Annotated in this window: 23 protein-coding genes; 11 read left to right on the top strand and 12 right to left on the bottom strand. The window is 60.5% G+C overall.

The features are described 5' to 3' along the window. Positions 1 to 232: 232 nt before the first annotated feature. Entirely contained in the window at positions 233 to 1,066 is an 834-nt protein-coding gene (locus ACEN8R_RS24400; protein ID WP_018927374.1) for an amino acid ABC transporter permease, read from the bottom strand. Next, positions 1,063 to 1,884, bottom strand: coding sequence for an ABC transporter substrate-binding protein (locus tag ACEN8R_RS24405; RefSeq protein WP_018927375.1), 822 nt, complete (start codon positions 1,882 to 1,884; stop codon positions 1,063 to 1,065). Before ACEN8R_RS24405 ends, ACEN8R_RS24400 begins: the two co-directional genes overlap by 4 nt. A gap of 110 nt (positions 1,885 to 1,994) precedes the next feature. Between ACEN8R_RS24405 and ACEN8R_RS24410 the strand changes: the two genes are divergently transcribed. After that, complete coding sequence (locus ACEN8R_RS24410; protein ID WP_018927376.1) at positions 1,995 to 2,894, top strand: homocysteine S-methyltransferase family protein; 900 nt, start codon at positions 1,995 to 1,997, stop codon at positions 2,892 to 2,894. A gap of 75 nt (positions 2,895 to 2,969) precedes the next feature. Here ACEN8R_RS24410 and ACEN8R_RS24415 read toward each other — a convergent pair whose 3' ends face one another. Both ACEN8R_RS24415 and ACEN8R_RS24420 read right to left on the bottom strand, forming a co-directional pair. Then, positions 2,970 to 3,641 carry a GNAT family N-acetyltransferase gene (locus ACEN8R_RS24415; RefSeq protein ID WP_018927377.1) on the bottom strand — a complete coding sequence of 224 codons (672 nt, stop codon included), beginning with the start codon at positions 3,639 to 3,641 and terminating at the stop codon, positions 2,970 to 2,972. A 17-nt stretch (positions 3,642 to 3,658) separates the two neighbouring features. After that, complete coding sequence (locus tag ACEN8R_RS24420) at positions 3,659 to 4,105, bottom strand: GNAT family N-acetyltransferase (protein ID WP_018927378.1); 447 nt, start codon at positions 4,103 to 4,105, stop codon at positions 3,659 to 3,661. Between the two features lie 124 nt (positions 4,106 to 4,229). Between ACEN8R_RS24420 and pdxR the strand changes: the two genes are divergently transcribed. Further along, positions 4,230 to 5,780 (top strand): MocR-like pyridoxine biosynthesis transcription factor PdxR, encoded by a 1,551-nt coding sequence (pdxR, locus tag ACEN8R_RS24425; protein WP_026286518.1) that lies wholly within the window; start codon positions 4,230 to 4,232, stop codon positions 5,778 to 5,780. A 194-nt stretch (positions 5,781 to 5,974) separates the two neighbouring features. Here pdxR and ACEN8R_RS24430 read toward each other — a convergent pair whose 3' ends face one another. From ACEN8R_RS24430 to ACEN8R_RS24450, 5 genes are all read right to left on the bottom strand, one after another. Then, the gene (locus ACEN8R_RS24430; protein ID WP_018927380.1) at positions 5,975 to 7,075 is read right to left on the bottom strand and encodes a polyamine ABC transporter substrate-binding protein; all 1,101 of its coding nucleotides are present in this window, start codon (positions 7,073 to 7,075) and stop codon (positions 5,975 to 5,977) included. Between the two features lie 12 nt (positions 7,076 to 7,087). Beyond that, positions 7,088 to 8,119 carry a histone deacetylase family protein gene (locus ACEN8R_RS24435; RefSeq protein WP_018927381.1) on the bottom strand — a complete coding sequence of 344 codons (1,032 nt, stop codon included), beginning with the start codon at positions 8,117 to 8,119 and terminating at the stop codon, positions 7,088 to 7,090. A 163-nt stretch (positions 8,120 to 8,282) separates the two neighbouring features. Continuing rightward, the gene (locus ACEN8R_RS24440; protein WP_018927382.1) at positions 8,283 to 9,275 is read right to left on the bottom strand and encodes an AraC family transcriptional regulator; all 993 of its coding nucleotides are present in this window, start codon (positions 9,273 to 9,275) and stop codon (positions 8,283 to 8,285) included. A 94-nt stretch (positions 9,276 to 9,369) separates the two neighbouring features. After that, positions 9,370 to 10,374: an asparaginase gene (locus tag ACEN8R_RS24445; protein WP_018927383.1), complete on the bottom strand. Its 1,005-nt coding sequence runs from the start codon at positions 10,372 to 10,374 to the stop codon at positions 9,370 to 9,372. Between the two features lie 133 nt (positions 10,375 to 10,507). Further along, a complete protein-coding gene (locus ACEN8R_RS24450; RefSeq protein WP_018927384.1) occupies positions 10,508 to 11,956 on the bottom strand; it encodes an alanine/glycine:cation symporter family protein in 1,449 nt (482 codons plus the stop codon). Between the two features lie 250 nt (positions 11,957 to 12,206). Between ACEN8R_RS24450 and ACEN8R_RS24455 the strand changes: the two genes are divergently transcribed. Beyond that, positions 12,207 to 12,389, top strand: a complete 183-nt coding sequence (locus ACEN8R_RS24455; RefSeq protein ID WP_138866537.1) for a hypothetical protein — start codon at positions 12,207 to 12,209, stop codon at positions 12,387 to 12,389. Between the two features lie 56 nt (positions 12,390 to 12,445). Here ACEN8R_RS24455 and aspA read toward each other — a convergent pair whose 3' ends face one another. Next, positions 12,446 to 13,870 (bottom strand): aspartate ammonia-lyase, encoded by a 1,425-nt coding sequence (gene aspA, locus ACEN8R_RS24460; protein WP_007934488.1) that lies wholly within the window; start codon positions 13,868 to 13,870, stop codon positions 12,446 to 12,448. Positions 13,871 to 14,050: 180 nt separating this feature from the next. Between aspA and ACEN8R_RS24465 the strand changes: the two genes are divergently transcribed. The 5 genes from ACEN8R_RS24465 to ACEN8R_RS24485 all read left to right on the top strand — a co-directional run bounded on the left by ACEN8R_RS24465 (position 14,051) and on the right by ACEN8R_RS24485 (position 17,747). Continuing rightward, positions 14,051 to 14,965 (top strand): LysR substrate-binding domain-containing protein, encoded by a 915-nt coding sequence (locus ACEN8R_RS24465; RefSeq protein ID WP_018927385.1) that lies wholly within the window; start codon positions 14,051 to 14,053, stop codon positions 14,963 to 14,965. Between the two features lie 224 nt (positions 14,966 to 15,189). Continuing rightward, complete coding sequence (gene purE, locus ACEN8R_RS24470) at positions 15,190 to 15,681, top strand: 5-(carboxyamino)imidazole ribonucleotide mutase (RefSeq protein ID WP_003196369.1); 492 nt, start codon at positions 15,190 to 15,192, stop codon at positions 15,679 to 15,681. Between the two features lie 11 nt (positions 15,682 to 15,692). After that, on the top strand, positions 15,693 to 16,775 hold the full coding sequence (locus tag ACEN8R_RS24475) for a 5-(carboxyamino)imidazole ribonucleotide synthase (protein WP_007934491.1): 1,083 nt from the start codon (positions 15,693 to 15,695) through the stop codon (positions 16,773 to 16,775). A 101-nt stretch (positions 16,776 to 16,876) separates the two neighbouring features. After that, on the top strand, positions 16,877 to 17,122 hold the full coding sequence (locus ACEN8R_RS24480; protein ID WP_018927386.1) for a GlsB/YeaQ/YmgE family stress response membrane protein: 246 nt from the start codon (positions 16,877 to 16,879) through the stop codon (positions 17,120 to 17,122). Positions 17,123 to 17,210: 88 nt separating this feature from the next. Further along, positions 17,211 to 17,747: a DUF3299 domain-containing protein gene (locus ACEN8R_RS24485; RefSeq protein WP_026286519.1), complete on the top strand. Its 537-nt coding sequence runs from the start codon at positions 17,211 to 17,213 to the stop codon at positions 17,745 to 17,747. Between the two features lie 47 nt (positions 17,748 to 17,794). On the opposite strand, the gene ACEN8R_RS24490 is transcribed toward ACEN8R_RS24485, so the two are convergent. Together ACEN8R_RS24490 and ACEN8R_RS24495 are read right to left on the bottom strand one after the other, a co-directional pair. Then, complete coding sequence (locus tag ACEN8R_RS24490; protein ID WP_018927388.1) at positions 17,795 to 18,694, bottom strand: D-hexose-6-phosphate mutarotase; 900 nt, start codon at positions 18,692 to 18,694, stop codon at positions 17,795 to 17,797. A 73-nt stretch (positions 18,695 to 18,767) separates the two neighbouring features. Further along, a complete protein-coding gene (locus tag ACEN8R_RS24495) occupies positions 18,768 to 19,172 on the bottom strand; it encodes an acyl-CoA thioesterase (protein WP_007896491.1) in 405 nt (134 codons plus the stop codon). 365 nt (positions 19,173 to 19,537) lie between these two features. Between ACEN8R_RS24495 and ACEN8R_RS24500 the strand changes: the two genes are divergently transcribed. The 3 genes from ACEN8R_RS24500 to ACEN8R_RS24510 all read left to right on the top strand — a co-directional run bounded on the left by ACEN8R_RS24500 (position 19,538) and on the right by ACEN8R_RS24510 (position 24,581). After that, a complete protein-coding gene (locus ACEN8R_RS24500) occupies positions 19,538 to 20,836 on the top strand; it encodes an MFS transporter (RefSeq protein ID WP_018927389.1) in 1,299 nt (432 codons plus the stop codon). Positions 20,837 to 21,084: 248 nt separating this feature from the next. Then, positions 21,085 to 22,086 carry a phosphate ABC transporter substrate-binding protein PstS gene (locus ACEN8R_RS24505; protein ID WP_018927390.1) on the top strand — a complete coding sequence of 334 codons (1,002 nt, stop codon included), beginning with the start codon at positions 21,085 to 21,087 and terminating at the stop codon, positions 22,084 to 22,086. Between the two features lie 461 nt (positions 22,087 to 22,547). Beyond that, complete coding sequence (locus tag ACEN8R_RS24510) at positions 22,548 to 24,581, top strand: ABC transporter permease subunit (protein ID WP_177325193.1); 2,034 nt, start codon at positions 22,548 to 22,550, stop codon at positions 24,579 to 24,581. The last annotated feature ends 4 nt before the right edge of the window (positions 24,582 to 24,585 follow it).

Raw genomic sequence — 24,585 nt, forward strand, 5'->3', positions numbered from 1 at the left:
ATGGGAGGCCAAACTCTAAAAGTGAGGCTATAGGTGCCGATGTCAGCTGCTTCCGGCGGGCTTGCGGGGGGTGTCAGCAGGTTGTGTAGAAAATAGCCAGCCGCTTGAGGGCGGCTGTTTTTACCCATTTGAACTGGACGCTTTTTCTTACAGTGAATGAGGACAAGGGGGCTGGCGCTCCAGCAAAAATGCATCTGTCGCGGATCAAAAAAAGCGCAGCTCTCGACGGCTCCTACCGGCTTACGTACGCCTTCCCGTAATGCCGTTCCATCCGCGCCTGAATCAGCTCCAGTCCAATCGACATCAGCCAATAAATGATCGCCGCCGTCGTCAGCATTTCGATATAGCGATAGCTCGAGCGCCCGTACGATTGCGCCAGGAACATCACTTCCCAAACCCCCATCACCGAGATCAGCGACGAGTCCTTGAGCATGGAGATGAACTGGTTGGTGGTGGGCGGGATGATGGCGCGCATGGCCTGGGGCAGGGTGACGCGCCAGAAAATCACGGTTTCGCGCATGCCCAGGGCCAGCGATGCTTCGCGTTGGCCGTGGGGAACGCCGAGGATGCCGGCGCGGAAGATTTCGCTCAGGTAGGCGCCATAGTTCAGCGACAGGGCGATGATGCCGGCGGTGATGGCGCCCGGCACGACGCCCAATTGCGGCAAGCCGAGGTAGATCAGCAATATCTGGATCAGCAGCGGCGTGCCGCGAAAGAACGAGGCATAGAAGCTTGCGATGCCGAACGCCACGGCGCTTTTCGACAGTCGAGCCAGGGCCGTGATGAAGCCCAGCAGCGACGAAGCCACAATCGAGCACAGGCACAAGAATAGCGTCAGTGCCGCGCCTTGCAGAAAGCCGTTGGGCGCCAGGTGCAGGCCGATCAGGTTCGGCAGTTTGTCGAGGATGATCGAGAACTTCAGGTCGAAGCTCAGGAAGAAACTGGCGAACAAGCCGAACATCGCCGCCCAGGTCAGGTACAGCCGGGTACGGAAGCCGAAGACCCGTTGCAGTAATGACTCAGCCACCGGTTGCGGCGGCTGAGGAGGTTTGGGGAAGGAAGTCATTTGCTGATGTCGGCGCCGATCCATTTTTGCGACAGCTTGCTCAAGGTGCCGTCCTGTTTCAACTGAGCGAACACATCACGCACTTTGGCGTCCCACTGCGCGTCACCTTTTTCGATGGCCACCGAGTTCGGCTCCGAGTACAGCGGCTGGCCGGCGAGCTTGAAGCGCTTGTCTTCGTTCAGGCGCGGTTGCGCGGTGACGAGGTTGGTGAGGATCGCGTCCAGACGCACGCCAGCGCCCAGGCCCAGATCCTGGAACGCGACGTTGTCGGTGTCATACGGGGCGATCTGCACGTTCTCGAACGGGTACTGCAATTGAGTGTCTTCGGCGCCTTCGATCACCAGGTTTTTGTTCAGGTAGCTTTCATAGCTGGAGGCGCTGGTGAGACCGACTTTCTTGCCGCTCAGGTCCTTGGCGCTGTGAATGCTATCGTCCTTGGCATTGACCACGATCACGGCAGGGGAGGCGTAGTACTCGACCGGGAAGTCGAAGACTTCGGCGCGGGCCTTGCTCGGGGTCATGGAGCAGATGCAGATGTCGTAACGCCCGCTCCAGCGGCCGGCGGCGATCACATCCCAGGACGGCGTTTCCAGACGCAGCTTGACGCCCAGCTTGTCCGCCACGGCCTTGGCCACCTCAACGTCGAAGCCGTCGAGCTGGTTTTGATCGTTGAGGAACGAGAAGGGTGGGTAGCTTTCCATCAACACACCGACCAGTTCTTTCTTTTGTTCGATGCGATCCAGGGTGGCGCCCGCAAAGGCTTGGGTGGAGGCAGCCAGAATCGTCAGGCCCAGGGCCAGCAGCGGTTGAAGTTTCACAGTTGATCCCTGAAAAAAGAGGTTGTTATTAACCGTATGGTGCGCATTAAATAGTTATAAGAACGACTCTGATAGTGAGTTATTTTCATAAGCTTATGAGTGAAAAGCATATGGGCGCAGACAGCACGGTAATTCTGGATGGCGGCATGGGTCGTGAACTGCAACGCCGAGGGGCGCCGTTCCGGCAACCCGAGTGGTCGGCACTGGCCTTGAGCGAGGCGCCACAAGCCGTAGAGGCGGTGCACGCGGCCTATATCGAAAGCGGTGCCAACGTGATCACCAGCAACAGTTACGCGGTGGTGCCGTTCCACATTGGCGAAGAACGTTTCGCCGCTGAAGGCCAGGCCCTTGCGGCGTTGGCCGGCGAGCTGGCTCGGCGTGCAGTCGATGCTTCGGGCCAATCGGTGCGCGTGGCCGGTTCATTGCCGCCTTTGTTCGGCTCCTACCGCCCGGACTTGTTCGACGCTGCCCGGGTGACTGAACTGCTGACCCCTCTGGTCAATGGCCTGGCGCCTCATGTCGACCTGTGGCTGGCCGAAACCCAGAGTTCGATCGTCGAAGCACGGGCGATCCATGCCGGTCTGCCGAAGGACGGCAAACCGTTCTGGCTGTCGTTTACCTTGAAAGATGAAGACACCGACGAAGTGCCGCGTTTGCGCTCCGGTGAACCGGTGGCTGAGGCCGCTGTGGTGGCGGCTGAGTTGGGTGTCGAGACTTTGCTGTTCAACTGCAGCCAGCCGGAAGTGATCGGGGCGGCGATTGATGCGGCGCGGGAAACCTTCGAGCGCCTGGGGGTGAAGATTCACATTGGCGCATACGCCAACGCCTTCCCGCCGCAGCCGAAAGAGGCCACGGCCAACGACGGTCTGGACCCGTTGCGTGATGATCTCGACCCGCCGGGTTATCTGCAGTGGGCGGCCGATTGGCGCAAGCGCGGGGCCAGCCATTTGGGCGGGTGCTGCGGGATCGGGCCGGAGCATATTGCGGTACTTGCCCAGACATTAGCGTGATGCCATTCGCGGGCAAGTCGGATCGCCGTGCCGCGATCCGACTTGCCCGCGAAGGTGTCGTCCGGGCGCCGAAGCTTACCCGCGGCACTCCGTCAACGTTTTCACCTGCCCCGATTCCGTCTGGTTTTCATCGCTCAACCACCGCTCGAACCCCGCCTGAATCGCCGGCCATTCCGAATCCAGAATCGAATACCACGCCGTGTCACGGTTCTGACCCTTGACCACCATGTGCTGGCGGAACACCCCCTCAAAACTGAATCCCAACCGCTCTGCTGCGTACTTGGAGCGAGCGTTGCCGTTGTTGCACTTCCATTCCAGGCGCCGGTAACCCAACGCAAAGGCTTCCCTGGCCAGCAGGTAAACCGCCTCGGTACTTTTCGGCGAACGCTGCATCGGTGCGCCGAAGGTCACATGGCCGATCTCGATACGCCCCTGGGCAGGAACGATCGACATCAGGCTGAGCAGGCCCTGCACCTCGCCGCTGACACGGTCGATCACACTGAAGAAATACGGATCGCTGTTGGCCGCATGGTTGTTCAGCCAGTCATTGAACGCACTGCGTTCCGGGAAAGGACCGTAGGGCAGATAGTCCCAGAGTTTCGGGTCCGAGCCCGGGCCTTCAAGGGCTTTCCACAAACCGTCGGCGTGACGCGCCGGGTCGAGTTTTTCCAGGCGAATGAAACGCCCTTCGATCAGTTGGACCGAGGGCGCCGGAACGCCTTTCCAGTCTGCGAGTGAAGTCGACATGGTGTTCTCCTTGAACCTTAAAGGGCTTTGCGAAACTGGATGAAACCGGGCCGTTCGGCGATGCGCTCGTAGAGCTGGATCGCGGTGGCGTTGGTTTCGTGGGTCAGCCAGTGGACCTTGCAGCAACCGTCGGCCTTGGCTGTGCTGTAGACGAATTCGATCAGTTGCCGACCGACGCCGGTGCCACGAGTTTCGGGTGTCACCAGCAAGTCTTGCAGGTAACAGGAGTTTTCGATGCTCCAGTTCGAGCGGTGATAGATGAAATGCACCATGCCCACCGCTTTACCGTCGACCCAGGCCAGCGCCCCGTGGGTCGGTTCGCTCGGGTCGAGCAGGCGCTGCCAGGTGCTTTGAGTGACCGCCTCGGGCAGCTCGGTGTTGTAGAAGCGCAAGTAGGCTTGCCACAACGGCAGCCAGGCAGCGTGATCGTCGGCGGTGACCTGGCGGATGTCGATCTGACTCATGTTCATTCCTTAACGCGTCAAAGTGGCAGGTACATGGAAAATTCCTTGGCGAATGCCTTCATCCTAGGCAGGCTAATGGTCTGTTGTAAGAGCCATTAATGACCAATTTCATAGGTCCATTGTCATGTCGAATACGCCGCTTCCCTCGTCGTTCAACCCGGCGGGTATCGAACTCGACCGCCGCCAGGGCCTGAGTCGACAGCTCTATCAAGCGCTGCGGGTACGCGTACTCGACGGACGATTGGCCAGCGGCACACGACTGCCGGCCAGTCGCGATCTGGCTACGGCCTTATCGATTTCCCGCAACAGCGTGGTTCGTGCCTACGATCAGCTTTACGCTGAAGGCTTCATCGAGGGGCGTGTGGGTGACGGGACTTACGTGGCGCAATTGCCTCAGGCGGCGTTGCCGGCGAAAAAATTATCCACAAAAGTATCCACAGGGTTTTCAACAGGGTTACCCACAACCTTATCCACAAATTGGCTGGATTTACCTGTTGTTCCATCCAGTAAAGTTATCCACAGCAGTGCTTTGGGGCGCGTTGAAAAGAATCATTTGGCTGTGCCGCCCGGTGGTCCGCCGCGCGCATTCAGGGTTGGCGTGCCGGCGTTCGATCTGTTCCCGTTCGAGGTTTGGGCCAAGCTGAATGCGGCTTTCTGGCGTAAGCCGGATTTACAGCAGCTGTGTTATGGCGACCCGGCAGGTGATGAACGCTTGCGCGGATTGATTGCTGCCTACTTGCGCAGCTCGAGAGGGATGCAGTGCGCCGCTGAGCAAATTGTGATCACCAGTGGCGCGCAGCAGGGGATCAGCCTTTGTGCACAGTTGCTGGTGGAGCCTGGCGATGGGGTGGGCATTGAAAATCCGGGTTATCGTGCTGCCGGCCATGCCTTTGCGGTAGCCGGGGCGCAGCTGCACGGTGTGCCGGTGGATGAGGAGGGGATCGACTGCAGCGCCTTGGCGCAGTTGAGCGATTGCCGGCTGGCTTACGTTACGCCTTCCCATCAATACCCGACCGGTGTGGTCATGAGTCTGGCCCGGCGTCTGGAACTGCTCGCCTGGGCCGAGGGCAACCAGGGCTGGATCATCGAGGACGACTACGATGGCGAGTACCGTTACAGCGGTGCGCCACTGGCGCCGCTGGCGGCACTCGATCGCCATGGGCGGGTGCTGTATGTCGGCACCTTCGGCAAGGTCGCTTTTCCGGCGCTGCGCCTGGGTTATCTGGTGCTGCCGCCGGGCCTGGTGGACGCATTCGCGCAGCGTCGGGCGGTGGATGTGCGGCATTCCGAAGTGAGCACTCAAGCGGTGATGGCCGAGTTCATGGCCGCCGGGCATTTCCAGCGGCACATTCGCCGGATGCGGCGTGCCGCCCTCAGCCGTCGCAATTGTTTGCTGGGCGGCTGGCCGGCGGGGATGACCGGAGTGGGTAGCCTGCCCACCGTCTCCGCCGGGCTGCACATGACGGTTTCGGTGGACAGCTTGGCCCGCGAACGGCGACTGATCGAACAAGCGGAAAGCGTGGGTGTGGAGATCAATGGCTTGAGCAACTATTGGCTACCGGACTCCAGGACACCAGTCGATCAGCGCGCCGGTCTGGTACTGGGTTTCGCGGCGGTGCCAGAGCCAGCGATAGAGTCGGCGCTGGCACGGTTGCGACAGGTCTGGCGGGATTGAACGATGGCCTCCCGGTTTTTAAATGAACCGCTGATCTATGAAAAACACTGAGGCGGCGAGTGTGCGACTGATCTCGCCGCGATAAATGGCGATGAGTTCCTGATTGCTGCCACCCGCGCAGATCAAAGCCCCCCCTATTAGCCGTTGACCAAAAAAGACCCGCGATGGCGCGGGTCTTTGATTCACCGGGTGTTTCAGGTCCCGGACTTGATCTTGGTCCAGGCCCGGGTCCGTGCCCGTTCAGCATCGCGAGGCAAGGGTTGCAGGGTGTAAAGCGTGCTCATCGCCGTTTCGGTCGGGTACAGGTTCGGGTTGTTGCGAATCGCCGGGTCGACCATTTCCGTGGCGTCCTTGTTCGGGTTCGGGTAGCCGACGAAGTCGCTGACCGGTGCGATGACCTGGGGTTGCAGCAGGTAGTTGATGAAGGTGTAGGCGTCTTCCGGGTTTTTCGCGCCTTTGGGGATCGCGAGCATGTCGAACCAGATCGGCGCGCCTTCCTTGGGCAGGCGCATGTCGACGATCACACCGTTCTTGGCTTCCTTGGCGCGGTTGGCGGCCTGGGAGAAGCTGCCGGAATACCCGACCGCGACGCAGATGTCACCGTTGGCGATGTCGGCCATGTACTTGGACGAATGGAAGTAGGTGATGTACGGCCGGATCTTCATCAACAGCGCTTCAGCCTTGGCGTAGTCCGCCGGCTTCTTGCTGTTGGGGTCCAGGCCGAGGTGTTGCAGGGCCAGCGGCAGGATCTCCGAAGGTGAGTCGAGCAGGGCCACGCCGCACTGCTTGAGCTTGCTGATGTTCTCTTCCTTGAAGATCAGGTCCCAGCTGTTCACCGGTGCGTTGTCACCCAGCGCAGCCTTGACCTTGGCCGGGTTGAAACCGATCAGGATGGTGCCGTACATGTAGGGCACGGCAAATTTGTTACCCGGGTCGTTGGCTTCGATCAGCTTCATCAGCTTGGGGTCGAGGTGGTTCCAGTTCGGCAGTTTGCTGCGGTCCACTGGCTGGAATACGCCGGCTTCGATCTGCTTGGCGAGGAACACGTTGGACGGCACCACCACGTCGTAGCCGGAGTTGCCGGTCAGCAGCTTGGCTTCCAGCGCTTCGTTGGTGTCGAAGATGTCGTAGACCAGTTTGGTCTGGGTGTTCTGAGTCTTGAAATCGTCCAGGGCTTTGGGGGTGATGTAGTCGAACCAGTTGTAGACCCGCAAAGTACGTTCTTCAGCATGGACGGCGCCACTGAGCAGTGTGGCGCAGAGCGCTGGAGCGATAAGACGCTTGAGTCTGTTCATTCTTCTAATTCCTCATTGGGCGCTTTCAAAACCTTCGAGAACGTTCACGGCGTTGATGCCGATTTCTTCTACCGCGTAACCGCCTTCCATCACGAACAGCGTCGGCTTGCCGAGGCCTGCGATGCGGGTACCCATCGCCAGGTAATCCGGGCTGTCGAGTTTGAATTGGGAGATGGGGTCGTCCTTGAACGTATCGACGCCCAGGGACACGACAACGATGTCGGCGCCGTACGTTTCGATCTCTTTACAGGCTTGCTCCAGCGCGGCGCTCCAACGGTCCCAAGCGCTGCCGGCGGGCAACGGGTAGTTGAAGTTGAACCCTTCGCCTGCGCCTTCACCGCGTTCGTCTTCGTAGCCGAGGAAGAACGGAAACTCGGCTTCTGGATGACCGTGGATCGAGGTGAACAGCACGTCGCTGCGTTCGTAGAAAATCGATTGAGTGCCGTTGCCGTGGTGGTAATCGACATCGAGGATCGCGACCTTTTTATGGCCCTGATCGAGGAAGGCTTGAGCGGCGATGGCAGCATTGTTGAGGTAGCAATAGCCGCCCATCAAATCGCTGGCGGCATGGTGTCCCGGTGGACGGCACAGGGCGAAGGCACTGCGGGCGCCGCGCTGGATCGCCGCTTGGGCCGTGAGGGCAACTTGCGCTGCGCTGTACGCCGCTTGCCAGGTGCCGGCGGTAATCGGTGCGCCGCCGTCGAAGCTGTAATAGCCGAGTTGGCCGTGCAGGCTGGTGGGCATGATTCGGCGCAAGGTGCGGGCCGGCCAGGTGTAGGGCAGCAAGTCGCCGTCGGTATTGAATGCGGTCCAGCGCGCCCAGGCGCCTTTGAAGAAGTCGAGGTAGTCGCGGCTGTGGATGCGCGCGATCGGATCAAGGCCAAAGTCTTTCGGCACTTCAACCGGGCCGAGGTTCTGGTCCTTGACCCGTTGCAATACGTGATCGGCCCGTGAAGGCATTTCGAAGCAGGGCATCAATTGCCCGTCCATCAATTCACAACGGCCGTGGTGCAGGTGGTGATCGTCCGAGTAGATCGTCAGCATTGTTGTTCTCCGCAGGCTGATTCGGTTTGAACACAGTCTTGCGGCAGGCGACGTCTGGGAGAACGGCAGGAAAGGCCAAAAGGGGATCTATGTGGCCAAAACATTTGACCGAAATTCGCCCCCCCCTGTGGTGTGGGAGCTTGCTCCCTCGCCACAGGGGGGCTCAAGGGCGGAACTGGCTGGGTGCCACGCCACTCCAGCGCACAAACGCATGCCGGAAGCTCGCGGTCTCGCTGAACCCCAGTGCTTCGGCGATTTGATAGATCGGCAGTTGATCCTCGCAGAGCATGCGTTTGGCCTGTTCGAATCGCAGTTCATCGAGCAGTTCCTGATAGCTGCATCCCAGGTCCTTCAGATGTCGGCGCAGGGTGCGCGACGAGCAATTCAGCTGCTCGGCCAACCCGTCCAGGCCTGGCGCCGCGCTCAGTTGCGCGGCGAGCAATTGGCGGATGCGCCCGAGCCAGGCCTGACGCCCGGTGAACTCGGTGTTTTGCTTGCGGCAGCGTTCGGCCATGGCCTGGTGGGTAATGGCGTCGGCCAGTGGCAGGGGGTGTTCGAGCCAGCGCTTGTCGAAGGCAAATCCGTTGGACGCTGCATCAAACTGCAACGGACAGTCGAAACGCTCGCTGTAGCGCGTCTGATAGTCCGGTGCCGGGTAATCGAAGCGAGCGCCAAGCAGAGGTAGAGGGTGGCCGAGCAGGTCTTCGCAGGTGACTTTCATCGAGACCAGGCAAAACTCGACATTGAACGGTGCCAGCGCGGGGTTTTCCCGATAGTCGCCCGCGGTGAGCCAGATGCGCTCGCCATCCTCCTCCAGGCTCAACTCGAACAGTGTTCCCAATAGCGCCGGGTAGTGCAGCGCCAACTGCAAGGCGTCACCTAAAGTGGCGCTGGTGAGTAAGGCGTACCCGAGCATGCCATAGGACGAAACGTGCATCCGCCGGCCCAACTCCAGACCGATATCGCGGCGCAGCGCGACGGCATTGGCGCACACCAGCATCTCTTGATTGGTGGTGATGCGCGTGTCCGCCCGGCTCAGATCCGCCACGCTGATGCCGCTGCCGGCCAATAACGCCTCGCTGGACAGGCCTTCGGCCTTGAAGGTGTTGAGCACCAGGGAGACGGCGTTGAGGGTGGTGAGGTGGGAGTGGAGCATGGAGTCTTCCAGCGTCGAGATGCTGGAACGGGAGCAAGTTATGTGCCCAATAACGATCTTGTGGGAGCGGGCTCCCACAAGGTTATGTGTTGTGTCAGCTCAGTTCGCCACACAGGTCGAGTTCGATCAGCCGCCGAACTTCAGCGGTTTCAAGCCCTGCACCGAGCAGCCCATGCAACTTGCCGAGCGCCGCCTCGCGAGTCATGCCGCCACCGGACAACAGGCCGGCATCGCGCAAGCGGCTGCCCGCCTCATACACGTCGAGCTTCACGCCACCCTCATGACATTGGGTGACCGCAACCACTACCACGCCATTGTCTCGTGCCCGTTCCAGGCTGGCGATAAACCCGGGGTTGTCGCTTGGTCCGGTACCGCTGCCATAACATTCCAGCACCAGACCCTGAATACCGCTGTTGAGCAGGCCATCCAGTTGCTCGGCGCCGATGCCGGGGAACAACGGCAGCACCGCGACCTTCGCCAGTTGCCTTGGCTGGTTGTAGTTCAGTTGGGCAGGTATCGAGGAAGCTTTCACGCCGCCGCCCTGACGCTCCAGTCGCTTGAACGGATGACGACCGAAACTGCGAACCTTGGCGCAGCGGGTCGGGTCGAGCAGTTCGCCGTGGAAGTACAGATGAACACCCGGCGCCAGGCCTTGGCCAAGGGCACCCAGTGCACCACTGATGTTTTCCCAGGCATCACTGTCGGTCACACCGGCCGGCAGCATGGAGCCGGTGAAACATACACGGGCGTTCAGGCCGAGCAACTGGAAGCTCATGGCCGCGGCACTGTAGGCCAGGGTGTCGGTGCCATGCAGGATCAGCACGCTGTCGCAGCCCTGGGCATCAACGGCGTCGACCACCGCTTCACGCAGTTGCTGCCAGTACGCAGGGGTCATGTTGGCGCTGTCGATCAGTGGCGACATCTCGCGAAAGCGCCACTGCGGCACCACCAACTCAGGCTGGCTGTGCAGGTAGTCGCGCATCCGCGCTTCGAAACCGGACGCCGGGGCCAAGCCGTGGGCGCTGGCTTGCATGCCGATGGTGCCACCGGTGTAGAGCACCATGACGTGCTGCGCGGCAGGGTAAGAGGCGGAATTCATTGATGGGTCTCCTGGACGAATGCACCTTGCGCCGCAGCATGCCTGCGTGCGCAAGGTGTGTCACGTCGAGTGGCAGGACGCCACTCGTTGCGGTCTGTCGCGGCGGGGGGCGGGGAGCCACCCGCCAGGGCGATCAGCGTTGCGTGGCAGGCGTGCCCTGGGCTGCGCCTTGCTCGCGTGGAGCCGATTGGCTTGGGCTGCTCGGCCAGGCCTTCAGGTCCAGGTCCAGATCGGTGAATTTGCTGGAGTCGAACACTGGCTGCTTGACGCCGGCGCGGCGCTGCTCGTCGTAGTCGCGCATCACGCGCAGGCCGACCTTGAACAACATGGCCAGGGCCATCAAGTTGACGAAGGCCAGGCAGGTCATGGTGATGTCGGCGAAGGCGAACACGGTCGACAGGTCCTGCATCGAACCCCATACCACCAGCGCCAGAACCAGGCCGCGGAAAACCATCAGCACGGCGCGGTTGCGGCTGAGGAACTGCAGGCTGTTCTCGCCCAGGTAGTAGTTGTAGAGGATGCAGGTGAAGACGAACAGCGACAGCGCGACGCTGACGAACACGCGGCCCCAGTCACCGACCACGGCGGCCAGCGAGTTTTGGGTCAGGACGATGCCGTCACCTTCGAAGCCCGGGGTGTAGAAGCCCGACAACAGGATCAGCAGCGCGGTGCAGGTGCAGATCACGAAGGTGTCGAGGAACACGCTGAAGGCCTGGACCACGCCCTGGGCGCCCGGGTGCTTCACGGCGGCCACGGCGGCGACGTTCGGCGCACTGCCCAGGCCTGCTTCGTTGGCGAACACGCCACGCTTCACGCCCATCACGATGGCGCTGCCGAGCAGGCCGCCGAAGGCTGGGTCGAGGCCGAAGGCGCTCTTGAAGATGGTTTCCAGCATGGCTGGCACGTGTTCGATCTGGGTGCCGATCACGTACAGGGTCACGCCGATATAGGCCAGGGTCTTGACCGGTACCAGCAGGTCGGACACCGCGGCGATGCGTTTGATGCCGCCGATGAAGGTAATGGCCAGCAGCACCGCCAGGACGATACCGGTGTGGCGTGGGTCGAAGGCAAAGGCGTTCTGCAGCGAGTGGGTCACGGTGTAGGACTGCAGGCCGATGAAGGCGAAGCCGTAGGTGACCAGCAGCAGGATGGAGAACACCACCGCCATGCCTTTCAGCTTCAGGCCGTGCTGGATGTAGTAGGCCGGGCCCCCACGATACAGGCCGTCGCCTTCGGCGCGCTTGTAGACCTGGGCCAGGGTGCATTCGAAGAAGCTGCTGGACATGCCTACCAGTGCGGTGACCCACATCCAGAACACGGCGCCCGGGCCGCCGAGGGTCACGGCGATGCCGACACCGGCGATGTTACCGGCGCCGACGCGGCCGGCGAGGCTCAGCATCAGGGCCTGGAACGAGCTCAGCTGGCCTGCCTGGCCGTGAAGGGACTCTTTGAAGACACTGAACATGTGGCCGAAATGGCGGAACTGGACGAAACGCGAGCGGATCGTGAAGTAGCTACCGAGCCCGACAATGAGCGCGATCAGTACTTTCCCTGAGAGGAAGTCGTTGATGACTTCGAGCATGGATTATTCCTCGCTATTTTTTGTGTGTGCGAATACTGGGTGGTCGACACATCGCGTTACACCAGGTTGTGCGTGGCACAACAGGTGGGTCGAAGGTTCGTCCCTGTTCCATTTCGCGGGTTGTTATTAGTTCGGCTTTCGCATGGGCTTGGGTCTCGTTATCGACGACCGCTCACGCGAAGAGGGCCGGCACTATACATAGGAGAGTGCCGTCCGTCTGCACAGTTGTGGTGCAATCGACGAAACGAAAGTGCTGCAAAATCAAAAAATCGCAGCCTTCGGCAGCCTCTACGGGTCTCTGTCAAACCCTGTAGAAGCTGTCGAAGGCTGCGATCTTGGCGGCACTGAAAACATTCAACATGTTCGTAAAATCCGCAAAGTGTTGGAAAAAAAAGGGCTTGAGGGAGTAAATCCCCAAGCCCTCAAAAGGTGAGAGGTGTCTAGTCCCTCGACCTGGTGAGCGTGCTCTTCAAAAGAGCCTGCGTTTGGTTAAGCCTTCAAAGGCACCAGACGCGGAGCAATCATGTTTTCCGGGCGCAGGATGTCGGCGAGCATTTCTTCGTCGAGCAAGCGTTCCTCGCGCACCAGTTCCAGCACGCCGCGGCCGCTTTCGAGGGCAACACGGGCAATGCGGGTGGCGTTTTCATAGCCGATGTACGGGTTCAGCGCGGTGACCAGGCCAATCGAGTGTTCGACCAGTTCACGGCAACGCTCTTCGTTGGCGGTGATGCCGACGATGCAGTGCTCGCGCAGCATGTCCATGGCACGTTGCAGCAGGCGGATCGAGTCGAAGATCTTGAAGGCGATCAGCGGCTCCATCACGTTCAGCTGCAGCTGGCCGCCTTCGGCCGCGATGGTCAGGGCCAGGTCGTTGCCGATGATCTGGAACGCCACCTGGTTCACGGCTTCAGGGATAACCGGGTTGACCTTGCCTGGCATGATCGAGCTGCCTGGCTGACGCGCCGGCAGGTTGATTTCGTTGATGCCGGTGCGTGGGCCGCTGGACAGCAGACGCAGGTCGTTGCAGATCTTCGACAGCTTGACCGCGGTACGCTTGAGCATGCCGGAGAACAGCACGAAGGCGCCCATGTCGGAGGTGGCTTCGATCAGGTCGGCGGCTGGCACCAGCGGTTGACCGCTGATCAGGGCCAGACGCTGAACGGCCAGGGCCTGGTAACGCGGGTCGGCGTTGATGCCGGTACCGATCGCGGTGCCGCCCAGGTTCACTTCGGTCAGCAGTTCAGGCGCCAGGGATTTGAGGCGTGCCAGGTCTTCGCTCAGGGTGGTGGCGAAGGCGCGGAATTCCTGGCCGAGGGTCATCGGCACGGCGTCTTGCAGCTGGGTACGGCCCATCTTCAGGACGTGGCTGAATTCTTCACCTTTGGCGGCGAACGACTGGATCAGGCTGTCGAGGCTGGCCAGCAGCGCGTCGTGACCCAACAGCAGACCCAGGCGGATAGCCGTCGGGTAGGCGTCGTTGGTCGACTGCGCCATGTTCACGTCGTTGTTCGGGTGCAGGTACTGGTATTCGCCCTTGCTGTGGCCCATGGCCTCCAGCGCGATGTTGGCGATGACTTCGTTGGCATTCATGTTGGTTGAAGTGCCAGCGCCGCCTTGAATCATGTCCACCACGAATTCTTCGTGGAAATCGCCGCGGATCAATCGGGCACAGGCTTCGCTGATGGCAGCGTGCTTGGCTTCGCTCAGGTGACCCAGCTCGCGGTTGGCGTCAGCGGCGGCCTGTTTGACCATCGCCAGACCAACAACCAGTTTTGGGTAATGCGAAATCGGAACGCCGGAGAGACGGAAGTTGTTCACCGCTCGCAGGGTCTGGATGCCGTAATACGCTTGAGCAGGTACTTCGAGTACGCCAAGCAGGTCTTTTTCTGTGCGGAAAGATGCAGCGGAGGACATGATAGAAATCATCTCGATATGGACCCGGTCTATGCCGGAATAGCGCAAATGCTAGGCTTGAGAAGAATTTTGGGCCAATGCTGTTAAACACTGGGCTATGCACATTCGGCATAATGTCGGTGTGACGCCGCGTACGTGGCGAACGTGTGACCTAAATTGGTGCATGTCCGGGAGGGCGTGATGAATCTGGAAAGCAAATGGCTGGAGGACTTTAGTGCTCTGGCTGCCACCCGCAGCTTCTCCCAGGCGGCCGAAAGACGCTTCGTGACTCAGCCCGCCTTCAGTCGGCGGATCCGCAGCCTCGAAGCCGCGCTGGGGCTGACCCTGGTCAATCGCTCTCGCACCCCGGTCGAGCTGACGGCAGCGGGGCAGTTGTTTCTCGTGACCGCGCGAACCGTGGTCGAACAGCTGGGTGAAGTGTTACGTCATCTTCATCACCTGGAAGGCGGGCAGGGCGAGGTGATCCAGGTCGCCGCCGCCCACTCCCTGGCACTGGGTTTCTTTCCACGCTGGATCGCACAATTGCGCAACGAAGGGCTGAACATTGCCACGCGGCTGGTGGCCACCAACGTCGGCGATGCGGTGCATGCGCTGCGTGAAGGCGGGTGTGATCTGATGCTGGCGTTCTATGATCCGGACTCCGCGATGCAAATGGACCCGGAAATTTTCCCGTCACTGCATCTGGGAGACACTGAAATGCTCCCGGTGTGCGCCGCGGACGCTGACGGCAAACCGTTGTTCGACCTGGAAGGCGAGACCAGCGTGCCTTTGCTGGCCTACAGCGCCGGGGCATTTCTCGGGCGCTCGGTGAATATGCTGTTGCGCCAGCGTGCCCTGAGGTTCACCACTATTTACGAGACCGCCATGGCCGACAGCCTGAAAAGCATGGCGCTGGAAGGCCTGGGCATCGCCTGGGTGCCGCGCTTGAGCGCGCGCGCCGAATTGGCTCGCGGCGAGTTGGTCATCTGCGGTGGCCCGCAATGGCATGTGCCGCTGGAGATTCGGCTGTATCGCTGCGCGCTGGTGCGCAAGGCGAATGTGCGGTTGCTCTGGCGCAAGCTGGAAGGCGGCACAGCGCCAAACCCGGCAGGTTAATGATTTTTTGTAGGCGTCGGGCTGACCCTGAAGTCAATAAAACCGGTACTTTGCGCCGTATGACAGATGGTCGTATGGGGGGCTGTTTATCTGCTTCATTGAGGTATACTGCGCGGCCTTCGGCCGGTTTGACTGGCCATAATTCGTACAATCAAGCCACGCATTTTGCGTGGCTTGTTGTTTTTTGACGCGCCCGCGGGCGCCCAGAGAGAAGAGGCACGACGATGAGCGCACTGGTTGGCGTGATCATGGGCTCCAAGTCCGATTGGTCCACCCTTAGCCACACCGCCGATATGCTGGAAAAGCTCGGCATCCCTTACGAGGTGAAAGTGGTCTCTGCCCACCGCACCCCGGACCTGCTGTTCCAGTATGCCGAAGAGGCTGAGGCCCGTGGCATCGAGGTGATCATCGCCGGTGCCGGTGGCGCGGCCCACCTGCCAGGCATGTGTGCGGCCAAAACCCACCTGCCGGTGCTGGGCGTGCCGGTGCAGTCGTCGATGCTCTCGGGTGTCGATTCGCTGCTGTCTATCGTGCAGATGCCAGCCGGCATTCCGGTCGCCACCCTGGCCATCGGCAAGGCCGGTGCGATCAACGCAGCCCTGCTCTCGGCGAGCATCCTGGGCGCCAAGCATCCGCAGTTTCATACCGTGCTGAAAAAATTCCGCGCTGAGCAGACAGACAGCGTCCTGGACAATCCAGACCCACGCATCGCCTGAGGTTGTTGACGATGAAGATCGGTGTAATCGGTGGCGGCCAGTTGGGTCGCATGTTGGCGCTGGCGGGCACTCCGCTGGGCATGAACTTCGCTTTCCTGGACCCGGCGCCGGATGCTTGCGCAGCCGCATTGGGCGAACACCTGCGGGCCGATTACGGCGATCAGGATCACCTGCGTCAGTTGGCCGATGAAGTCGATCTGGTGACCTTCGAGTTCGAAAGCGTCCCGGCCGAAACCGTGGCCTTCCTGTCGCAATTCGTTCCGGTGTACCCGAGCGCCGAAGCGCTGCGCATTGCCCGCGATCGCTGGTTCGAGAAGAGCATGTTCAAGGACCTGGGGATCCCGACTCCCGCGTTCGCCGACATCCAGTCCCAGGCCGATCTGGACGCCGCCGTGGCCTCCATCGGCCTGCCGGCCGTGCTGAAAACCCGCACCCTGGGTTACGACGGCAAGGGTCAGAAAGTCCTGCGCAAGCCTGAAGATGTGGTCGGCACCTTCGCCGAACTGGGCAGCGTCGCCTGCTTGCTGGAAGGCTTCGTGCCGTTCACTGGCGAAGTCTCGCTGATCGCCGTGCGCGCTCGCGATGGCGAAACCAAGTTCTACCCGCTGGTGCACAACACCCACGACAGCGGCATCCTCAAGCTGTCCGTGGCCAGCACCGACCACCCGTTGCAAGCGTTGGCTGAAGACTACTCCAGCCGGGTACTCAAGCAGCTGGACTACGTCGGCGTGATGGCGTTCGAGTTCTTCGAAGTCGACGGTGGCCTCAAGGCCAACGAGATCGCCCCGCGTGTGCACAACTCCGGGCACTGGACCACCGAAGGTGCCGAGTGCAGTCAGTTCGAAAACCACCTGCGGGCCGTTGCCGGTCTGCCGCTGGGTTCGACGGCCAAGGTCGGCGAGAGCGCGATGCTCAACTTCATCGGCAAAGTCCCGGACACCGAGAAAGTCCTGGCCATCGCCGATTGCCATCTGCATCACTACGGCAAGGCCTTCAAGGTCGGCCGCAAGGTCGGTCACGCCAACCTGCGTTGTGCTGACCGTGCGACGCTTGCCGCGCAGATCCTCAAGGTCGAAGCGCTGATTGCCGAATAGTTTCATGTGGCGGCGGCGGAACCTTCCGAGGCCGCCGTTCTCTGATGGCAGGATGCCAAAGTCTGGCTAGGCTTTAGCCAATTCAATCAGAGGGAAATGCCATGGGAATTATCGGAACCATCTTTATCGGCTTGATCGTCGGCCTGCTGGCTCGGTTTCTGAAACCGGGCGATGACAGCATGGGCTGGATCATGACCATCCTGCTCGGTATCGGCGGTTCGCTGGCGGCCACTTACGGCGGCCAGGCCCTGGGCATCTACCATGCGGGTCAGGGCGCAGGGTTCATCGGTGCGCTGGTGGGCGCGGTGATATTGCTGGTGGTCTACGGCCTGATCAAAAAGAACTGATTCAAGCGACAAAGCCCTCTCTGCGCCAACACCGGAGAGGGCTAGAATGCTTGGCGTTCCACCGTCCTTTCCTTTGCCGAGCACCTTCATGCGCCGTCTTCTGTTGACTCTTCTCTTCCTGGGCAGTGGTTTGGCCCATGCCGGCGAACTGCCGGAAACCGACTGGCTCGAACTGATGCCCAAATCGGACCAGAAGGCCCTCGAGGCCATGCCCGAAATCGATCACAACTCACCGGAAGCCAATGGCACCTTTACCCAAAAAGGTGGCATGAAGCAGAGCAAGGGCTTGCCGGCGGTGATGTATTCGACCAAGACCGTGCCGTCGATGAACGACAAGCACATCCGCATCGGCGGTTATCCGGTACCGCTGGAATCCGATGCGAAGGGCCGCAGCACGTTGTTCTTCCTCGTGCCGTACCCAGGCGCTTGTATCCACGTGCCACCACCGCCGCCTAACCAACTGGTGCTGGTGCGTTATCCCAAAGGCCTGAAGCTGAATGACATCTACACACCGCTGTGGGTGACCGGTACGCTGAAGATCGAGAAGGTCAGCAACGACCTGGCGGATGCGGCGTATGCGCTGGATGCGGCGCAGGTGCGGGTGGTCAAGGAGTCGGATTTGTAGGTTTTTAAATGTGGGAGCAAGCCTGCTCCCACATTTATTGTGTGGTGTTAAAGCGGTTTGCTGGCGATGCTCACGCCCAGGGTATGGCTAGCCCCCGGCGCCAGCGTCACCACATCATCCATCACATTTGCCGTTTCAATGCACAACATGCGCTGCCAGCCATCGTCAGCCATGTCGCTGAACGCCGCCGCACGGTCGACCCACGGGTTCCAGATCACCGCCGAGCGCGAACCGCTGCTGGTCAGTTCAATGCGTCGCTCCCAATGCGGGTCAACGATGCTCAATGTCGGCGGGGTATTCAGATAGATGCGGTCGGTCTCACCGGTAAAACGCAGATCACCGGTCTGAGTGACGGTTTTCCAGTCGTCCAGTGTCTCGATGTAACTCAAGCCATCCAGCCCTTCAACGTGCACGTTGCGCACATCGCTGACCGCGAAATAGCTGTGCAGCGCCTGGCTGATCGTGACGGGTTCGGCGCCGTTGTTTTCGCTCGTCAGGCTGATATGCAATTGTTCATCCAGACGAATGCTCAGTTTCAAGTCCACCTGATGCGGCCAGCCTGGCAGTCCGCCTTCAGGGTAGGGCAGGACGAATTCCACCTTCAGGCTTTCGCCCTCGGTTTCGATGCTGCCCAGTTCCCAGTCCATCGCTCGCACCAGCCCGTGAGCGGTCGGCGGCTCCTGGCTGATGCGCATGGCCTGGACACTCTGCGGGTTGCGCGACAGATTGCCGAACCACGGCCAGCACACCGGCACACCGGCACGAATAGCTTTGCCGGTCTTGAACACTGCCTCGTCGTTGAGCCAGATCAGCGGCGGTTGGCCGGCCAATTGATAACTGAGGATGTGCGCGCCTTGCTGGGCCACCAGCAATTCGGCCTGACCGTGGCGGATGCGCCAGCAGTTCAGTTCATCCAGTTTCACGGCTTCGACGGTGGGCGTGCTCATGGGGCGACTCTCAATCAGGAACAATGACTGCTATGGACCGCAAAACGGTCACCGCGTTTAACGAGCGCCTTGTTTAACGAGCTCTGGGCGGAACCGAACGAGTGCGGCCGCTGCCGTCGATGGCTACGAACACAAACACGGCTTCGGTCACTTTACGCCACTCGCTGGACAGTGGATCGTCGCTCCAGACTTCGACCATCATCTGAATCGAGCTGCGACCGATTTCCAGGGCCTGGGTATAGAAGGAGAGCTGAGCGCCCACCGCCACCGGCACCAGAAACGCCATGCGATCGATCGCAACGGTGGCCACGCGACCACCGGCAACCTTGCTGGCCATTGCGGTGCCAGCCAAATCCATCTGCGCCACCAGCCAGCCGCCGAAAATATCGCCAAAGCCGTTGGTTTCACGCGGAAGCGCGGTAATTTGCAGGGCCAGGTCGCCTTGCGGGATTGGATCTTCTTGTTCGAGCTCTATCATGCCGGGGGTGCCTCTGACCCGTGACTCTCATTGGTACTTCAGGTGAATAGCCGTCTCAAGGAAAAACGATTCAGCCCCGAACATACTACGTTCGTCACGTTTTTCGTAAGGCGCCTAAAGGGAAACTCTGCGAAATCGGCTGACGGGTGCCAACGACGGTTTCGCACAGCAACCCCTTACAAACCGTTGCAACGTTGTGAGTATATCGGTCGATAGACTTCGAGACGACCGTCCGGTTCTCATTTCGACCGTCAAATACGCACCTCTATGTGCTTTTTCGAACAATTTGCTATCGTGCCGAACCTGCCCAAGCCTCCGCCAGCGTTGTTGAGGTTGCAGATCCGACTATAAGAGAAGCCCTTGCCATGACCACAGCGCCCTCGAGCATCGCGCAACCAGCCCAACCTGCACGTCCGCTGACCCGCAACGACTACAAGACATTGTCGCTGTCTGCCCTGGGCGGTGCGCTGGAGTTTTACGACTTCATCATCTTTGTGTTCTTCGCCACAGTGGTCGGCAAACTGTTCTTCCCCGCCGACATGCCCGAGTGGCTGCGCCTGATGCAGACGTTCGGCATTTTCGCCGCAGGCTATCTGGCGCGGCCGCTGGGCGGCATCGTCATGGCGCACTTCGGTGACCTGCTGGGACGCAAGAAGATGTTCACCCTGAGCATTTTCATGATGGCGGTGCCGACCCTGATCATGGGCTTGCTGCCGACTTATGCGCAGATAGGCATGTGGGCGCCGATCCTGTTGCTGCTGATGCGGGTGATCCAGGGCGCAGCGATTGGCGGAGAAGTGCCGGGAGCCTGGGTATTCGTTTCCGAACACGTGCCGCAGCGGCACATCGGTTATGCCTGCGGCACGCTGACCAGCGGCCTGACTGCCGGCATTCTTTTGGGCTCGTTGGTCGCCACCGCGATCAACAGCCTCTATACGCCGGTGGAAGTGGCGGATTACGCCTGGCGGATCCCGTTCCTGCTGGGCGGCGTGTTTGGCCTGTTCTCGGTCTACCTGCGCCGCTGGCTGCACGAAACCCCGGTGTTTGCCGAACTGCAATTGCGTAAAGCCCTGGCCGAAGAAGTGCCGCTGCGCGCTGTGCTGCGTGACCATCGCGGTGCGATTCTGATTTCCATGCTGCTGACCTGGTTGCTGTCCGCCGGGATCATCGTGGTGATCCTCATGACGCCGACTGTATTGCAGACCGTTTACCACTTCCCGCCGACTACCGCGTTGCAGGCCAACAGCCTGGCCATCGTGTTCCTGAGCCTGGGCTGTGTGGCCTCCGGTGCACTGGCTGACCGTTTTGGCGCCGGGCGGGTGTTCGTGTTCGGTAGCGCGTTGCTGCTGCTGACCTCGTGGACCTTCTATCACAGCCTGTTCAATCATCCCGACTGGCTGTTCCCGATGTATGCCCTGACCGGTTTGCTGGTCGGCACCATCGGTGCAGTGCCGTATGTGATGGTCAAAGCCTTCCCGGCGGTGGTGCGCTTCAGCGGCCTGTCGTTCTCCTACAACTTGGCCTACGCCATCTTCGGCGGTCTGACCCCGATGGTCGTCACCCTGCTGCTCAAGGAAAGCCCGATGGGGCCGGCGTATTACGTGGCGATTATTTGCGGCGTCGGGATTGTGGTGGGTGGTTACCTCTGGAAGAAAGGTCGCTAAGCCGACCGATGCCTTCGCAGGCAAGTCGGATCGCCGCACCGCTCGTTCCTACAGGTCATGCGCCAGTTTTGAAATGACACTGATCCTGTAGGAGCGAGGCTTGCCCGCGAAGAACGATGACGCGATATCCCTTCAAAAATCCAAATACTGGCCTTTCATCCAATTGTCATATTTCAGCCATAGAGTGTTCACACGGCCTGCTGATACTTGGCCCCGACTTAACACACCCTATCTGCTAGGAGTAAGGCATGAAACTGAAGCGTTTGATGGCGGCAATGACTTTTGTCGCTGCTGGCGTTGCGACTGCCAACGCGGTTGCCGCTGTTGACCCTGCTATCCCGAGCTACACCAAGACCACTGGTGTGTCGGGCAACCTGTCCAGCGTCGGCTCCGATACCCTGGCCAACCTCATGACCCTGTGGGCTGAGAACTACAAAAAAGAATACCCGAACGTAAACATCCAGATTCAGGCCGCTGGCTCTGCCACCGCGCCACCTGCGCTGACTGAAGGCACCTCCAACCTGGGCCCGATGAGCCGCAAGATGAAGGACACCGAACTGGCGGCCTTCGAGCAGAAGTACGGCTACAAGCCAACCGCTATCCCGGTGGCCGTGGACGCCCTGGCGGTCTTCGTACACAAAGACAACCCGATCCAGCACCTGACCATGGAACAAGTCGACGCGATCTTCTCCTCGACTCGTCTGTGCGGCGCCAAAGCTGATGTGAAAACCTGGGGCGACCTGGGTGTGACCGGCGACCTGGCCAACAAGCCAGTACAACTGTTCGGCCGTAACTCGGTATCCGGCACTTATGGCTACTTCAAAGAAGAAGCCCTGTGCAAAGGCGACTACAAGCCAAACGTTAACGAACAACCAGGTTCGGCTTCGGTCGTGCAGTCGATCAGCTCCTCGCTGAACGGCATCGGTTACTCGGGCATCGGCTACAAGACCGCCAGCGTGAAGACCGTGGCCCTGGCCAAGAAAGGCAGCACTGACTTCATCGAAGACAGCGAAGAAAACGCCCTGAACGGTAAATACCCGCTGTCGCGTTTCCTCTACGTATATGTCAACAAGGCCCCTAACAAGCCTCTGGCCCCGCTGGAAGCCGAGTTCGTGAAACTGGTTCTGTCCAAGCAGGGCCAGGAAGTTGTAGTGAAAGACGGCTACATCCCACTGCCAGCCAAGGTTGCTGCAAAAGCTCTGGCTGACCTGGGTCTGGCGGAAGGCGGCGCTGAAGTCGCAAAAAAGTAAAACCCTAGGTCCGGGGTAAACCCGGACCTGCAGGAGCGAAGCTTGCCCGCGAAGGAATCGCCGCATCGCTCGCTCCTGCAAAGGCTCAGGGTTGCCACGCTGGCAACCCGGCCCCCCAAATTTCCGATCCACTGCCAGTTTCCACTGGCGGCGGATTTGTTGCGTCACTGCATTGTCATCTTTCTGTCATACAGGATCGCTAGGGTGTGCGCATGAATGATCTGGCCAATTCCACCATGACTACAAATCCCCCCAAGCGAATTGACTTCAATACGCCTGAGCTGCACCGCAAGCGCCGTATTCGTGCGCTGAAAGATCGCCTGACCCGTTGGTATGTGCTTGTCGGCGGCCTCGCCGTCCTGGGCGCGATCACCCTGATCTTCTTCTTCCTCGGTTATGTTGTCGCGCCGCTGTTCCAGGGGGCTGATCTGACCGCCAAAGACGCCATCACGCCCGCCTGGATGCAAGACGCCGGCAAGCCGCTGATGATCTCCCTTGAAGAACAGAACCAGGTGGCCATGCGGGTTTCCGACAAGGGCCAGGCGCTATTCTTTGATATCGATAGCGGCGCCGAACTGCGTCGTGTCGACCTGCCGATCCCGGCCGGTACCAGCGTGACCTCCATCGGTGAAGATCAACCCGGCCATCCATTGGTCGCAGTGGGGTTGTCCAACGGTCAGGTGCTGGTGTTCCGTCACACCTATAAAGTCAGCTACCCGGACGGCAAGAAAACCATCTCGCCGGCCATCGAATACCCGTACGGCGAAACGCCAATCGCGCTGAACGAGGCGGGCGGCGCTCTGGAGCACGTCAGCCTCAATGCCACCGATTCGACCCTGCTGCTGGCTGGCTCCACTGGTGCGCAACTGCATGTCATGTCGCTGACCAGCGAAGAAAACATGATGACCGGCGAAGTCACCAACGAGCAGAAACGCATCGACCTGCCGCAAATGACCGAGCCGGTGAAGAACATCTTCGTCGACCCGCGTCAGCAGTGGCTGTACGTGGTCAACGGTCGTGCTCAGGCTGACGTTTTCAGCCTGCGCGACAAGAGTCTCAACGGTCGCTACAAATTGCTCGAAGACGGCGATGCCGAGATTACCGCCAGCACCCAGCTGGTGGGTGGTATCTCACTGATCCTCGGCGACTCCAAGGGCGGTCTCGCCCAGTGGTTCATGGCTCGCGATCACGATGGCGAACTGCGCCTGAAGCAAATCCGCACCTTCCAGATGGGCGCTGCGCCGATTGTTGAAATCACCGCCGAAGAACGTCGAAAAGGCTTCGTTGCCCTTGATGCGTCCGGCAAGCTCGGCGTGTTCCACAGCACCGCGCACCGCACTTTGCTGGTGGATCAGGTGGTCGACGGCCAAGGCCTGTTCGGCCTGTCGCCACGGGCCAACCGCGTGATCGTGGAGCAGGGCGGCAAGCTGCAACCGTTGCTGCTCGACAACCCGCACCCGGAAGTTTCCTGGAGCGCGTTGTGGAGCAAAGTCTGGTACGAGAACTACGACGAGCCTAAATACGTCTGGCAATCGACTGCCGCCAACACCGACTTCGAACCCAAGCTGAGCCTCTCGCCGCTGACCTTCGGTACCCTGAAAGCCGCGTTCTACGCCATGCTGCTGGCCGCGCCCCTGGCCGTCGCCGCGGCGATCTACACCGCGTACTTCATGGCCCCGGGCATGCGTCGCAAGGTCAAACCGGTGATCGAACTGATGGAAGCGATGCCGACGGTGATCCTCGGCTTCTTCGCCGGCCTGTTCCTCGCACCGTATGTAGAAGGGCATTTGCCGGGCATCTTCAGCCTGCTGATGCTCCTGCCGATCGGCATTCTGGTGGCCGGTTTCGTCTTCAGTCGCCTGCCTGAGTCGATCCGCCTGAAAGTGCCGGACGGCTGGGAAAGCGCGATCCTGATTCCGGTGATTCTGTTCGTGGGCTGGCTGTCGCTGTACATGAGCCCGTACATGGAAGCCTGGTTCTTCGGCGGTGACATGCGTATGTGGATCTCCCACGACCTGGGCATCACCTACGACCAGCGCAACGCTCTGGTGGTCGGCCTGGCCATGGGCTTTGCAGTCATCCCGAACATCTACTCGATCGCCGAAGACGCCGTGTTCAGCGTGCCACGCGGCCTGACCCTCGGTTCCCTGGCCCTTGGCGCCACGCCGTGGCAGACCATGACTCGCGTGGTGATCCTCACCGCCAGCCCGGGCATCTTCTCGGCGCTGATGATCGGCATGGGCCGTGCGGTCGGTGAAACCATGATAGTGCTGATGGCCACCGGTAACACCCCGGTCATGGAAATGAACCTGTTCGAAGGCCTGCGCACACTGGCAGCCAACGTCGCGGTGGAAATGCCCGAATCGGAAGTCGGCGGCAGCCACTACCGCGTGCTGTTCCTCTCGGCGCTGGTGCTGCTGTTGTTCACCTTCATCATGAACACCCTCGCGGAACTGATTCGTCAGCGTCTGCGCAAGAAATACTCGTCGCTTTAACAAA

It is taken from the genome of Pseudomonas sp. Pseusp15, assembly GCF_059492165.1.